Below are 13,480 nucleotides of genomic sequence, written 5' to 3'. Positions count from 1 at the left end.
CATGCAGCTCAGCATTGATCTCACCGGACGCGAGGTCCTGGTTACGGGTTCGGACGCCGCTGCCCGCCAGGCGGTCCGCCGCTTCGAGGCGGCCGGAGCCATCGTCTACCGCCTCAGCACGCCGCAGGGTGCCGGTCACGACGGTCCCCTGCCCGAGCGCCCCTTCCTGGTGGCGGCAGTCAACGACGGCCAGCCCGGCTGGGAACCCCTGCTGGAGCGCTGCCGCGCCGCCGGCATCCCTGTTTCCGCAGAGCCGGCCGCCGGACTGCCGGGACACGTCACGCTGGTCGGCGGCGGTCCGGGCACGCCCGAACTGCTGACCGTCGCAGCCGTCAACGCCCTGCGCGATGCCGACGTCGTGTTCTACGACCGGCTGGCCCCCTATCACGAGCTGCCGTCCATGACCTCGGCTGAACTGGTGGACGTGGGCAAGAAGCCCGGCCACCACAAGGTGAGCCAGGGCGACATCGAAAAGCTCATGGTGGAAAGCGCCCTGGCCGGCAACAACGTGGTGCGCCTCAAAGGCGGTGACCCGTATGTCTTCGGCCGCGGCGGCGAGGAAGTCGCCTCCTGCGTCGCAGCCGGCGTCCCCGTCCGGGTGGTCTCCGGCGTCACCAGCGCCATCTCGGTGCCGGCCGCTGCCGGTATCCCGGTGACGCACCGCGAAGTCAGCCACATGTTCACCGTGGTTTCCGGCCATGCGCCGCTGACCGAGCAGGAGCTCACCCATCTGGCAGGGCTGGGCGGCACGATTGTGGTCCTGATGGGCATCGGCACGCTGCACCACCTGGCCGCAGGCCTGCGCCGTGCCGGGATGCGCGCCGACATGCCCATGGCGGTGGTGGAGCGCGGGTACCGTCCCGGCCAGCGCACCACCATCGCGGAACTGGGCACGATCGCCTCAGCCGCGGCAGGCTGCAGCAACCCCGCCGTCCTGGTGATCGGTGAGGTGGTGCGGGTGGCTGAGGCCAACCGCGGGCATGCCGAGGCCGCCGCCGACCTTGACCGCCTGGCGGCCTCCCTGCTGGAATCGTGAACGTCATGAGTGCACTGAATGCCATCGCCCCCGCCGAAACAGAACCCGTAGCTCGGGAACCGCACGAGTCGGCCGCCGCGGAGTCGGCCACCGAGGCTCCGCTCGAAGGTTTCCGGATCGGCGTCACCTCACACCGCCGCTCCCGCGACCTGATCGAGGCCCTGGAGCGCCGCGGCGCTGAAGTGCTGCATGCCCCTGCCCTCAAGATCGCCCCGGTGAACGAGGACATCAGCCTCATCGAGGACACCAAGGCCATCATCGCGGCGAAGCCGGACCTGTGCATCGCCACCACCGCCTACGGCATGCGCCGCTGGTGCGAGGCCGCGGACGCCTCCGGCATTGGCGAGGAACTGCTCGATACCCTGGCGGCCTGCCGGATGTTCGTCCGGGGGCCCAAGGCCCGCGGCGCGGTCCGTGCGGCCGGCCTCGCCGACGTCGGCATCAGCAGCGACGAAACCACGGCGACACTCGTGGACATGCTGCTCCAGGAAGGCGTGCGCGGCAAGACCGTCGCCGTGCAGCTGCACGGCTACACGGATGTCCGCCAGCTTGAGCGGCTGCGGATGTCCGGTGCCACGGTGCTCACCGTCACGCCCTACCGCTGGGTGAAGCCCGACGGCGCAGACCGCCTGCCGCGGCTGATTGAGGCCGCCTGCAGCGGCAACCTCGACGTCCTGACCTTCACCAGCGCACCGGCCGTGGACGCGATGTGGAGCACTGCGCACGAAATGGGACTGTACAAACAGCTCGTGGAGAGCCTGAAGACCACGGTCACCACCGCCGTCGTGGGTCCCGTGACCGCCCAGCCGCTGCTGGACGCCGGGATCAGTCCCCTGGTTCCTGAGAGGTTCCGGATGGGTGCCCTGATCAGGCTTGTGTGCGAACACCTTGCACTGAACCACGTCCGCCGGCTGGAAACCCGCTCCGGCAGTGTGGAACTGCGCGGCCGCTCGCTGCGGATCGACGGCGAGCCGGTGGACGTTGCCCCGGCGCCGCTCCTGCTGCTTCGCGCCCTCCTCGGGGCAGGAGGCGCCGTGCTCTCCAGGGAGTCGCTGTCCGAACTCCTCGAACTGCGCGGATCGGTGCACGCCCTCGACATGACGGTAAGCCGACTGAGGTCATCGCTGCCGGACGGCCGTCTCGTAGAGACCGTGGTCAAGCGCGGCTACCGGATCCGCGTCTAGCGCCTCAGCACGCCGCGGGGCCGCACCCCGCCCACCCCGCCTGCCGGGGTGCGCGCGGAGCGGCCCCGTGTTTCGTGTATTACCGGCGGGTAAAAACTGGCGAACAGGCGGGGACAATTCCGCAACAGCCGGGAAATATGTGCGAAAAACCGGCCGTCTACGCTGTGTCCTGTCAGCACATCAGGGCCGGAATCCGGCCCGCCTGCAGTATCTGAAAGGGCCCGCACATGTCCGCTCCGGCACAGTTTCCGTTCACCCCCACCGCTCCTGGCTCCGTCCCTGCTTCCGCACGGACCGACACCGCACCGAAGGTGGTCATTGCCGGCGCGGGTCCTGCAGCCCGGGCGCTCGTCAGCCAGCTCGCAAAAGTCAGGTTCCCGGGAACTGTCACGGTATTGAGCAGCCGGGACGACGCACCGGATGAGCTGCTCGAGCTCGCGGCCCTGCCGTTTGTCTCGGTACGCTTCGGCCAGCCCGCAAGCCATGTCGACGCCGCAGCCCGCGTGGTGACCACGGCCGACGGCCTGGAATTCAGTTATGACCAGCTCGTGATCGCCACGGGCTCGGCTCCCGCGCAGTCCCCTGTCGAGGGCGCCGGCCGCTGCCTCAACTACTCCACGATCGATGACGCCGCCAGGATCGCTGACGCCGTCAGGGAAGTCACCCGGGTCCTGGGCAGGCGCCCCCTTGGAATCCTCGTCGGTACCGGAGCCGCCGCCGGGCAGGCCGAGGCTGTGCTCCGCGCCCGCGGCGTCCGGCCGGTCCGCACCACCGCCAGGCCCGCTGCCGTTGTCCCCACGCTGACCGGTTCCGTCCTGCCCGCGGCCGGGATCGTTTTCGGCGACGGCAGCCGCATGAACGGGGACCTGGTGGTGATCGCGGAGGACCGGATCGCCCGGGACAGCCTCGGCGCCGCCGCAGGGGCGGAGACGGCCCCCAGTGGCGGAATCGTGGTCGGCCGGGACTACCGGACGTCTGTGCCCGGCATCTGGGCCATCGGGGACGCGGCGTCGTTCGACGGCGTGCGGCTCGGACTGCTGGTGGCCTCCGGTTCCGCCGCGGGCGTCTGCGCCGCGGAGCTGATGTCCACGGTCCCCCGGACGCCGCTGGCTGCCGTCGCGTAGCCCCCGCTGGGTGCCGCCGCGTTAGCCCCGGCTGGCCACCTCGGGCTATGGCAAGATGGTCACTCAGGGACCCGCGACACCCGCGGATCCTGTGGCCACGAGGCCCGTGGAAAGGACCAGCATGAGCAACGAAGCCAGCCCGGGAGCGGGCACCGCAACCAGCCCCGAAGGGATCCCTGCCGGCGCTGAACCGTCCAACATGGCGTCCTACATTGACCACACACTGCTCAAGCCGGAAGCCAGCGCGGCGGAGATCCTCAAGGTCTGCGCCGAGGCTGCCGAGTACCGGTTCAAGTCCGTCTGCGTTAACCCCGTCTGGGTGAAGACCGTGAAGAAAGCGCTCAAGGGCTCCGGCGTGCTGACGTGCTCGGTGGTGGGGTTCCCGCTCGGAGCCACGCCCAGCGATGTCAAGGCCTTCGAGGCGCGCGGCGCCGTGCTGGACGGGGCGGACGAGATCGACATGGTCATCAACATCGCCGATGCCCGTGCCTCGGACAAGGGCGCGCTCGTGGACGACATCAAGGCCGTGGCCGAGGCCGTGCACGGCGGTGAAGCCATTCTGAAGGTCATCATCGAGACCGCCCTGCTCGACGACGACCAAAAGGTCCTGGCCTGTGAGGCCGCCGTGGAGGCAGGAGCCGACTTCGTCAAAACCTCCACCGGCTTCAACGGCGGCGGTGCCACGGTGGAGGATGTTGCCCTGATGCGCCGGACGGTCGGTCCCCGCATCGGTGTCAAGGCGTCCGGCGGAGTGCGTTCCCTGGCAGACGCTCAGGCTATGATTGCTGCAGGTGCAACACGTATTGGTGCCAGCTCCGGAATCGCGATCGTCAAAGGCGAACAGGGTTCGTCCGCCTACTGATCCGCCGGCAGCCGCCACAGTTTGAGCCCCGCGGGGCCGAGGAGGAATGAATGTCCAGCAAGACCACCACGCAGGTCAAGACACCCCAGAACGAGAACAGCCTGGTCACCAGCATTGTCCTCTTCGTCGTAATGATGGCCCTGTTCCTGGGGTCCATTTACTCGCTGTCCTTCCTGACGCTGGGCAACCCCTGGCCGATGGCCGTGTGCCTGGGCCTGTTCGCCCTCGCGTTCTGGATCCCGCAGACCATCCTCGGCCGCTCGGACTCCGCCGGCGAGCACTGAGCCCCCTTACAAAAAGCCGCAGCCCCGGAACGTCCCGGGGCTGCGGCCTTTTAGGTACCCGCTCAAGCTAAGTGCCTGCTCAGGGAATGCCAGGCAGTCCGCTCGCCAGCTTGGCGACGAGCGCCGCAGCCGCCGGAACGTGCATGCCGGCCAGGGACCACGCTGCCCCGAACATCCCCGCCATCGCATAGCCGCTGACCGGTATGAGCACCAGCCATTCCCGCCGGGATCCGGCACGCCCCAGGACCGGAATGGACAGTGCCCCGTTGGGCCGCCAGACATTTTTCAGCAGCGGCAGCCGGCGCAGGGCCTTCGGCGGCCTGATGACGAGCGGCCAGAGCAGCGGCACGCCCCCGACGGTCACGAGGTCCCCCACGATGTGGACCACGACGCCGATCAGCATGGAGACCGGCAGCCAGGTCCACTGGTCCGGTGCGAACCACGTCACCAGCCCTGCCATTGTCAGGGCGAAGATCCAATTGCTGATGAAGCCCGACTTGGGGAACAGTTTCAGGGCCTTCGCCGCGATATTGATCATGAACATGCACAGCAGGCCGGCGCCGACCGAGAGCAGTCCCCAGTGGGTCTGCAGCTGGATCTGCCCGGCCATGGCAGCGAGCACAACGAAGAAAGCCGCCCCAAGCACCGAATGCGTCCCCTGCCGGTGCCCTCCGCTTGCGTTCTCGATCCCCCGCGCAATCGCATTGGACAGTGGCGGCAGCGAGTGGGCAATGGTGCTCGAGCGGTGGTCCCAGTCGCATACCAGGGCGGTGCCCGCCGTCGCCATCCCGCCGATCAGCACACCGACGGGATCCAGCGGATACCAGCCCAGCGCATAGGGGCCAGTCGAGGCAACAGCCACCCACGCCGCGGCCCCTGACGCGGCGTGGTGTCCTCCCATCATCGGCTCAGCCGCCGACTGCCGGCGCGGCAAGCGGGGCGTCGGAGAAGATATTCCTGATCACGCCGTTGGCCCACTCCAGGATCTCGGCGTCCTGCAGGTCGCGGCCGCCGATCTTCGCCGTCTTCGGCTTCGGGATGAGCACCGCGTCGAGGGCCGGCTTGGACTGCGCACCTGGGTACATGCGGTTGAGCCGCATGGTCTTCGATTCCGGCAGCTGCGCGGGAGAGAAGCGGATGAAGTTGCCCTGCAGCGCGACGTCGGACAGCCCGGCTTCCCGCGCGCCCACGCGGAAACGCGCCACGGCCACGAGGTTCTGGGCGGGCAGCGGCGGCTCGCCATAGCGGTCCACGAGCTCCGCAAGGACCTCGTCGATCGCCTCGTTCGTCACGGCTGCAGCAAGCTTCCGGTAGGCCTCCAGTCTGAGGCGTTCGCCCGGCACGTAGTCGTGCGGCAGGTGGGCGTTGACGGGAAGCTCGATCTTCATCTCGGCGGCCTTTTCCTCGGCCTCGCCGCGGTAGTCGGCCACGGCCTCGCCCACGAGCCGGATGTAGAGGTCGAAACCGACGCCCTGGATGTGGCCGGACTGTTCACCGCCAAGCAGGTTGCCCGCGCCACGGATTTCAAGATCCTTCATGGCCAGCTGCATGCCGGCGCCGAGCTCGTTGTGGGTGGCCACGGCCTTGAGCCGCTCCAGGGCCACTTCTCCCAGGGGCTTCTCCGAGGGGTAGAGGAAGTACGCGTAGGCCCGCTCGCGTCCACGGCCCACACGTCCGCGGAGCTGGTGGAGCTGTGACAGCCCGTACTTGTCCGCGCCGTCCACGATCAGGGTGTTGGCGTTGGAGATGTCCAGGCCCGTCTCGATGATGGTGGTGCAGACCAGGACGTCGAAGCGCTTTTCCCAGAAGTCCACGATGATCTGCTCCAGGCGGCTTTCGGACATTTGTCCGTGCGCCACCTCCACCCTGGCTTCAGGGACCAGCTCTCGGATCTTTGCGGCCGTGCGTTCGATGGTGGAGACGCGGTTGTGCACCAGGAACACCTGGCCCTCGCGCATGAGTTCACGGCGGATCGCGGCCGACGTCTGTTTGTCCGTGTACGGGCCCACGTAGGTGAGGACCGGGTGGCGCTCCTCCGGCGGCGTTGCCAGCGTGGACGTTTCGCGGATCCCGGTCAGGGACATTTCCAGGGTGCGGGGAATAGGCGTGGCACTCATGGCCAGGACATCCACGTTGGTGCGCATCTTCTTGAGCGCTTCCTTGTGTTCCACCCCAAAGCGCTGCTCCTCGTCCACGATGACGAGGCCCAGGTCCTTGAAGTCAAAGTCCTTGGAGAGCAGCCGGTGCGTGCCGATGACGACGTCCACGGTGCCGTTCTTCACGCCCTCCACCGTTTCCTTGGCCTCCTTGGCACCCTGGAAACGGGACAGCGGCTTCACACTCAGCGGAAAGCCGGAAAACCGCTCGGTAAATGTCTCGTAGTGCTGCTGGGCCAGCAGCGTGGTGGGGACGAGGACCGCCACCTGCTTGCCGTCTTGGACGGCCTTGAACGCGGCGCGCACGGCAATCTCGGTCTTGCCGTAGCCGACGTCACCAGAGACCAGCCGGTCCATAGGGATTTCCCGCTCCATGTCCGCCTTGACCTCGTTGATGGTGGTCAGCTGGTCAGGGGTCTCCACATAAGGGAACGCCTCCTCCAGCTCGCGCTGCCACGGGGTGTCCGGGCCGAAGGCGTACCCGCGGGAGGCCATTCTCGCGGAGTAAAGCCGGATGAGTTCCCCCGCGATCTCCTTGACTGCCTTGCGCGCCTTGGATTTGGTGCTGGCCCAGTCGGCGCCGCCCATCTTGCTGAGCACCGGCGTGTCTCCGCCGACATACCGCGTCACCTGGTCCAGCTGGTCGGTCGGAACAAACAGCCTGTCGCCCGGGGCGCCGCGCTTGGACGGTGCATACTCCAGCACAAGATACTCGCGCACGCCGTCGCCGCCGCCAGCCACCTTGCGCTGGATCAGCTCCACGAACCTGCCAATGCCGTGCTGTTCGTGCACCACGTGGTCGCCCGCCAGCAACTGCAGGGGATCCACGGCGTTCCGCCGCTTAGACGGCATGCGGCGCATGTCCTTCGTTGAACCCGCCGAAGTGCGCCCCAGCAGATCGGCCTCCGTCAGCAGCCCGAGTTTGAGCCCGTCCAGGACAAAACCACGCCCGACGGCGGCGGTGGTCACCTCGATAATGCCCGCCTGGGGCTCGTGGTCCAGGGAGTCCACGCGGGCACAGGGGATATCGGCGTCATGGAACAGCTCCGCCAGCCGCTGTGCCGGACCCGGGCCCTCCGTGGCCACGACGATCCGCCACTGGTCCTTCACATGGGAGCCGATGAAATCCATCATCTCCGCCACGTCGCCCTGGTAGCCCCGGGGTTCCCGGGCATGAAGGTTGAGCACGTCGATGTCAGGCGCAAGCTCCTCATCGGTGGCCAGCGAGGTGATCGACCACCAGGACACCTCGTGCGCCAAGGCCGATGAACGGGTCTCCCCCAGCGAGCGGAAACTGGCCGAGTGCAGGGCCGTCGAAGCCTGCGAACCGAGGACAGTATCCAGCGCCAGAGGCGCCTTGCCGCCGTCGGACGCCGTGGACCACGCCGCCTCCAGGAACTCCTCGTTCGTCGCGGCGAGGTCGTGGGCGCGGGTGCGCACCTTTTCCGGCTCGATCACCACGGAGATGGACCCGGCGGGCAGCTGCTCCATGAGGGGAACCATCGCGTCCACGAGCACGGGGGCAAGCGACTCCATGCCTTCCACGGCGATGCCGCCCGCGATCTTCTCCAGCATGTCCGCGGCCGCCGGCAGCTGGGATTTGAGCGTGGCGGCCCGGGACATCACCGACGGCGTGATGAGGATTTCGCGGCACGGCGGCGCGTGGAGCTCGGTGGGGTGGTGCAGGCCGGGCGAGGAGAGGGACCGCTGGTCGGCAACGGCGAACCAGCGCATCTGGTCCACCTCGTCCCCGAAGAACTCCACGCGGATGGGGTGGTCCTCGGTGGGCGGGAAGACGTCCAGGATGCCGCCGCGCACGGCGAACTCACCGCGGTGCGTCACCATGTCCACCCGCGCATAGGCGGCGTCGGCGAGGCTGCGGATCACACTGTCGAAAGGGACCTCCTGGCCCACCTTCAGGGTGACCGGGATCAGGTCGCCCAAGCCGGCGACGATCGGCTGGACCACGGCGCGAACGGGAGCCACCACCACCCGCAAGGGCCCCGCCGTCGAGGTTTCCGGGTGGGCCAGCCGGCGCAGCACGGAAAGCCTCCGCCCCACGGTGTCCGAGCGCGGCGACAGCCGTTCGTGCGGCAGCGTCTCCCAGCTGGGGAACTCCGCCACGGAGTCGGCGGGGAGGTACGCGCGCAGCGCCGCCGCGAGATCCTCTGCCTCACGGCCGGTCGCCGTGACGGCCAGCACGATGCCGGGACGGACGCCGCCGGCATTCTCCAGCCCCTCCGCCATCTCGGCCAGCAGCACCGCGCGGAGACCTGCGGGTGCGCTGACCTGGTAATCCTCACTGCGCACGCTGAAGCTCCGGGACGCCTCCGCCTGGACGCGGGCGAAAGTCTTGTCTGCGGCAAGGGCGCGCCGCAGGCCGTTGAGGGGCTGGCCTTTGCTGGGCTGGCCGGTGGGGCTCATGGCAGGATCTCCTGGAATATTCACTGTGAACGCAGGCAACACGAAAACCCGAAATTCGGGAGAATGCCGGGTCATCCCAGCCTACCGCGCCGGGAACCGGGCGGCATCCGGCGGTCCCCGGCGGGGCGGGACAGGCACGTTGCTAAGCTTGCTTGGCAGGTGGCGTCGGACCCGGCAATGCCGCCATCCCAAGGAGGCTCCCGTGAGCGACCAGACCGGAAATGACAGCAGTGCAGACACCCGGAAGGGCAACAGCAGCGGCCGGACTGTGCTGGTCACCGGCGCCACGGGCTACATCGGCGGCAGGCTGGTCCCCCGGCTGCTCGACGCAGGGCACCGGGTCAAGGTGCTGGTCCGCTCCCCCGACAAGATCGCCGGCGTGCCGTGGTTCAACGACGTCGAGGTGGTGCGTTCCAGCCTCGACGATGCTGCCGCCGTGGAGGACGCGCTCAAGGGCGTCGATGTCCTGTATTACCTGGTGCACTCCATGGCGGCCGGCTCCGGCTTCGAGGCCAAGGAAAAGGCCATGGCTGAGCTCGTGGCCAACGCGGCTGCGGCAGCCGATGTGCAGCGGATCGTCTACCTGGGCGGGCTCCACCCCCGCAACATCGAACTGTCGACGCATTTGCGCTCCCGCGAGGCCGTCGGCGAAGTCTTCCTGTCCGGTCCCGTGGATGCCATCGTGTTCCAGGCCGGAGTGGTGATCGGTTCCGGCTCCGCGTCCTTCGAAATGATCCGGCACCTTTCGGAAACCCTGCCCGTCATGCCCGCGCCCAGCTGGGTGCGAAACCGCATCGAAGCCATCGCCGTTCGGGACGTGCTGCACTACCTGGTTGGGGCCGCGTCCTTGGAAGAGCGGGTCAACCGTACCTTCGACATCGGCTCTCGGGACGTTCTGAGCTACGCCGGCATGATGAAGGAATATGCGGCCGAGGCCGGGCTGCCGCTGCGGCTGGTGCTGGCGCTCCCCATCCCCGCGCCCCGGCTGGCCGGCCTCTGGGTGGCGCTCGTGACCCCCATTCCGCTGTCCATGTCCGTCCCGCTGGTGCAATCGCTGCAGCACGACGCCGTCTCCGCCGAACACGACATCGACAACTACATCAGCCAGCCCGACGGCGGCCTGACCGGCTACCGCACGGCGGTGGCCCTCGCGCTGGGGAAGGAACGCGACGGACAGGTGGAGACAACGTGGGCCAATGCCGGGGCGGACGCGGATCCCCTGCCGAGCGACCCGGACTGGGCGGGACACACAGTGTACGTGGACGAGCGGAGCTTCCACGGCGACGTGGACCCCGCGCACGTGTGGACCGTCATCGAGGGCATCGGCGGCCGCAACGGCTGGTATTCGCTGCCGCTGGCCTGGAGCGTGCGCGGCTGGCTGGACAAGCTCTCCGGCGGAGCAGGCCTGCTCCGGGGCCGCCGGCACCCCCACCACCTCGTCGCAGGCGAGGTGGTGGACTGGTGGCGCGTGGAGCGGATCGAGCGGGGAAAGCTGCTCCGGCTGCGGGCCGAAATGCGCGCACCGGGACGAGCCTGGCTGGAACTTGGCGTGGAACCCGACGGGAACGGGAGCCGTTACCGGCAGCGGGCCATCTTCTTCCCGAAGGGACTCAGCGGGCGGCTCTATTGGCTGGCCGTCCTTCCGTTCCACAGCCTCATCTTTCCGGCCATGTCACGCAATATCATCGCCGCCGCCCGGAAGATCGCCGGTGCGGAACAGGCCGGCGGCAATGGACACGGTGCCAGGGAGACGCAGGCAACCCCGTAGGATGTGTGGAGCAAAAAGCGTTTTGACCCCACAACAATGGAGGATCCATGGCACTGAGTGCTTCCACTACCCTGCCCCACGGCGTCGAAAGCGTCACCGCCGTCTTCACGAACGAAGACTTCCAGCGCCACACCAGCGAATACGTTGGCGGCAGCCTCGAATCCTTCACCGTGGACGGAGACGTTGCCGGAGCCTTCAGCACCACGTCCGTGCGCACGCTCCCGACCACCCGGCTGCCGGAAATTGCCCGCAAGTTCGTCGGCGACACGCTCAAGGTGACACAGGTGGAAAACTGGGACGCCCCCGCCGTCGACGGTTCCCGGCAGAGCACCATCTCCCTGAAGATCGCCGGAGCCCCGATCGATGTCTCGGCGGTCCAGCGGCTCGTTGCAGACGGCGGCAGCACCCGGGTTGAACTCGAGGGCAACGTCAGCTCTTCCGTGCCGTTCCTGGGCGGCAAGATCGCCGACGCCGCCGAGCCCATGGTTGGCAAGGCCCTGAACATCCAGTCCCAGCAGGCGCAGGCCTGGCTCGAAAGCCACTAGGCGATGGACATCCCCGCGATCCTTGCCTGGGTCCTGATTATTTCGGGGTTCTGGTCGCTCGTGGTGTGGCCGCAGTTCCTGCGCCGGGTCATGAAGGACCCGAGGGCGCGGGACGCCGCAGGCAAGGCCACCAAGTTCCTCACGGTGCACATCGTGCTGGTGACGGTGTCCATGATCCTGGGGGCGGCCACGGCCGGGATCGGGATTGCCGGGCTGATGAGCTAGCTGGCTGCCCCAGCTGTACGGCCAGCGCTTGGCTGTACAGCCGGGCCGCCTGCCTGGCTATATAACTAGGCTGCCTGGTTGAGCGCGTCCTCCGCGGCAACCCAGGAAATCATGGCGCACTTCACGCGCGCCGCGTAGCGGGCCACCCCTTCAAATGCGGCGGCGTCTCCCAGCACCTCGGGATCTGCGTGGACCTTGCCGCGTGAACGGAGGACCTCCCGGAAATTGCCGATCACCGAGCGCAACTCCTCAACCGACATGCCTTCGGCCATCTCGCTCAGGACGGAGGCGGAAGCCATGGAAATGGAGCAGCCTGCACCGTCCCACGCCAGCTGCGCAACGGTGCCATGGTCCACGGCAACCCGGAGGGTCACCTCGTCGCCGCAGACAGGGTTCAGCTGGTGCGACTGGCCGGTGGATGCGCCCTCCGGCACTGGCGTTTCTGCCAGGCCGCTGCCATGCCGGGCTTTGGAGTGGTCCAGGATGATCTGCTGGTAAAGCTGGTCGAGGCTCATGCTGCGGTACCTGTCTTCAGGGTTCCGGCACTAGGCGCGGAAGTAGGCGCGGACTCCGGAGACGGCATCCAGGAATTCGTCGACGTCGTCGGTGGTGTTGTACAAGTAGGCGCTGGCCCGTGTTGTGGCCGTCAGGCCAAGGCGCCGATGCAGAGGCTGGGCGCAGTGGTGACCCACGCGGACGGCGATTCCACGTGCGTCCAGGAACTGGCCGACGTCGTGCGCGTGAACACCCGCGACGTCGAACGCTGCCAACCCGATGCGGTCCTGTCCGGCAGCCGGTCCGAGGACACGGATGCCTTCAATGGCTTCAAGGCCCGCCACCATGCGCTGGCCGAGTTCGGACTCCCAGCGGTGCACGCGGTCTATGCCGGTCTCGGTCAGGTAATTGACGGCGGCGGCGAGCGCCACGGCCTGGGAGATCTTCTGGGTCCCGGCCTCGAACCTCTGCGGCGCGGCCAGGTATTCGGCCCGTTCCATGGTGACGGTGGTGATCATGGAACCGCCGGTCAGGAACGGCGGCAGCACGTCCAGAAGGTCCTGCTTGCCGTAAAGCACGCCAATGCCGGTGGGGCCAAGCATCTTGTGGCCTGAAAAGACGGCAAAGTCGACGTCCAGCTGCTTGACGTCGAGGGACAGGTGCGGCGCCGACTGGCATGCATCCAGCACCACCAGTGCTCCGGCCCGCCGGGCAATGGCGACGAGCTCCGCCACTGGATTGATCGTGCCGAGCACGTTGGACGCGTGCGTAAACGCAAGAAGCCGCGTACGCTCCCCCACGATCTCGGCTGCCTGGTCCAGGTGAAGTTTCCCCGAGTCGTCGACGGGGATGTATCGCAGCACGGCACCGGTCCGGTACGCCAGCTCCTGCCAGGGAATGAGGTTGGCGTGGTGCTCCATTTCGGTGACCACGATTTCGTCCCCGGGGCCGAGCCCGAGCTCCCGCAGCCGGGCATCACCGCGGCCCTGAGCAGCCCACAGGCTTGCATTGGAGAGCGCGTAGCTGATCAGGTTCAGGCCTTCGGTGGCGTTGGATGTCCACACGATCTCCCCGTACTGCGCGCCTACGAAATCGGCAACGGTCTGCCGTGCGTCCTCGAACACCTCAGTGGCTTCGACGGCAAGGTGGTGGGCGCCGCGGTGCACGGCGGCGTTGCGCTGCTCGTAGAATTCCTGTTCGGCCTCGATCACGCTCAGCGGATTCTGCGACGTGGCACCGGAGTCCAGATAAACGAGGGGGCGGCCGTTGACCAGCTGGTCCAGGACCGGAAAGTCGTTTCGGATCCGGAGGACCTCGGCATTATCCATCGCGGGAAGCGCACGCTCCAGCGTGGTTGGCGTTGTTACTACGGCCAAT

Annotated in this window: 12 protein-coding genes; 8 read left to right on the top strand and 4 right to left on the bottom strand. The window is 67.9% G+C overall.

The features are described 5' to 3' along the window. Position 1: 1 nt before the first annotated feature. From cobA to AC5RUM_RS05500, 5 genes are all read left to right on the top strand, one after another. The gene (gene cobA, locus AC5RUM_RS05520) at positions 2 to 1,036 is read left to right on the top strand and encodes a uroporphyrinogen-III C-methyltransferase (RefSeq protein WP_494034004.1); all 1,035 of its coding nucleotides are present in this window, start codon (positions 2 to 4) and stop codon (positions 1,034 to 1,036) included. Positions 1,037 to 1,050: 14 nt separating this feature from the next. Then, positions 1,051 to 2,220, top strand: coding sequence for a uroporphyrinogen-III synthase (locus AC5RUM_RS05515; RefSeq protein WP_494034210.1), 1,170 nt, complete (start codon positions 1,051 to 1,053; stop codon positions 2,218 to 2,220). Between the two features lie 227 nt (positions 2,221 to 2,447). Beyond that, the gene (locus AC5RUM_RS05510) at positions 2,448 to 3,344 is read left to right on the top strand and encodes an FAD-dependent oxidoreductase (protein ID WP_494034003.1); all 897 of its coding nucleotides are present in this window, start codon (positions 2,448 to 2,450) and stop codon (positions 3,342 to 3,344) included. Between the two features lie 121 nt (positions 3,345 to 3,465). Then, positions 3,466 to 4,206 (top strand): deoxyribose-phosphate aldolase, encoded by a 741-nt coding sequence (gene deoC, locus AC5RUM_RS05505; protein WP_494034002.1) that lies wholly within the window; start codon positions 3,466 to 3,468, stop codon positions 4,204 to 4,206. A 50-nt stretch (positions 4,207 to 4,256) separates the two neighbouring features. Further along, on the top strand, positions 4,257 to 4,490 hold the full coding sequence (locus tag AC5RUM_RS05500) for a hypothetical protein (protein ID WP_400578056.1): 234 nt from the start codon (positions 4,257 to 4,259) through the stop codon (positions 4,488 to 4,490). Between the two features lie 79 nt (positions 4,491 to 4,569). Here AC5RUM_RS05500 and AC5RUM_RS05495 read toward each other — a convergent pair whose 3' ends face one another. Beyond that, entirely contained in the window at positions 4,570 to 5,394 is an 825-nt protein-coding gene (locus tag AC5RUM_RS05495) for a metal-dependent hydrolase (protein WP_494034001.1), read from the bottom strand. Between the two features lie 4 nt (positions 5,395 to 5,398). Next, complete coding sequence (gene mfd / locus AC5RUM_RS05490) at positions 5,399 to 9,070, bottom strand: transcription-repair coupling factor (protein ID WP_494034000.1); 3,672 nt, start codon at positions 9,068 to 9,070, stop codon at positions 5,399 to 5,401. Between the two features lie 202 nt (positions 9,071 to 9,272). Between mfd and AC5RUM_RS05485 the strand changes: the two genes are divergently transcribed. Genes AC5RUM_RS05485 through AC5RUM_RS05475 form a run of 3 tightly spaced genes read left to right on the top strand, consistent with a single transcriptional unit; the run spans position 9,273 to position 11,608 of the window. Beyond that, positions 9,273 to 10,838, top strand: a complete 1,566-nt coding sequence (locus AC5RUM_RS05485) for an SDR family oxidoreductase (protein ID WP_494033999.1) — start codon at positions 9,273 to 9,275, stop codon at positions 10,836 to 10,838. 47 nt (positions 10,839 to 10,885) lie between these two features. Then, a complete protein-coding gene (locus AC5RUM_RS05480; protein WP_494033998.1) occupies positions 10,886 to 11,383 on the top strand; it encodes a DUF2505 domain-containing protein in 498 nt (165 codons plus the stop codon). Between the two features lie 3 nt (positions 11,384 to 11,386). Beyond that, complete coding sequence (locus AC5RUM_RS05475) at positions 11,387 to 11,608, top strand: SCO4848 family membrane protein (protein ID WP_494033997.1); 222 nt, start codon at positions 11,387 to 11,389, stop codon at positions 11,606 to 11,608. A gap of 65 nt (positions 11,609 to 11,673) precedes the next feature. Here the strand turns inward: AC5RUM_RS05475 and sufU are convergent, their stop codons facing one another. After that, on the bottom strand, positions 11,674 to 12,123 hold the full coding sequence (gene sufU, locus AC5RUM_RS05470; protein WP_400578066.1) for a Fe-S cluster assembly sulfur transfer protein SufU: 450 nt from the start codon (positions 12,121 to 12,123) through the stop codon (positions 11,674 to 11,676). 30 nt (positions 12,124 to 12,153) lie between these two features. Then, on the bottom strand, positions 12,154 to 13,479 hold the full coding sequence (locus AC5RUM_RS05465; protein WP_494033996.1) for a SufS family cysteine desulfurase: 1,326 nt from the start codon (positions 13,477 to 13,479) through the stop codon (positions 12,154 to 12,156). Between the last annotated feature and the right edge of the window lies 1 nt (position 13,480).

The organism is Arthrobacter sp. B2060 (assembly GCF_059090445.1).
This window is presented reverse-complemented; position numbering and strand designations above follow the sequence as displayed.

Bases quoted from the DNA above. Each gene is read 5' to 3' on its own strand.
- cobA (WP_494034004.1), top strand. From the start codon at position 2: ATGCAGCTCAGCATTGATCTCACCGGACGCGAGGTCCTGGTTACGGGT.
- AC5RUM_RS05510 (WP_494034003.1), top strand. From the start codon at position 2,448: ATGTCCGCTCCGGCACAGTTTCCGTTCACCCCCACCGCTCCTGGCTCC.
- deoC (WP_494034002.1), top strand. From the start codon at position 3,466: ATGAGCAACGAAGCCAGCCCGGGAGCGGGCACCGCAACCAGCCCCGAA.
- AC5RUM_RS05500 (WP_400578056.1), top strand. From the start codon at position 4,257: ATGTCCAGCAAGACCACCACGCAGGTCAAGACACCCCAGAACGAGAAC.
- AC5RUM_RS05495 (WP_494034001.1), bottom strand. From the start codon at position 5,394: ATGATGGGAGGACACCACGCCGCGTCAGGGGCCGCGGCGTGGGTGGCT.
- mfd (WP_494034000.1), bottom strand. From the start codon at position 9,070: ATGAGCCCCACCGGCCAGCCCAGCAAAGGCCAGCCCCTCAACGGCCTG.
- AC5RUM_RS05480 (WP_494033998.1), top strand. From the start codon at position 10,886: ATGGCACTGAGTGCTTCCACTACCCTGCCCCACGGCGTCGAAAGCGTC.
- AC5RUM_RS05475 (WP_494033997.1), top strand. From the start codon at position 11,387: ATGGACATCCCCGCGATCCTTGCCTGGGTCCTGATTATTTCGGGGTTC.
- sufU (WP_400578066.1), bottom strand. From the start codon at position 12,123: ATGAGCCTCGACCAGCTTTACCAGCAGATCATCCTGGACCACTCCAAA.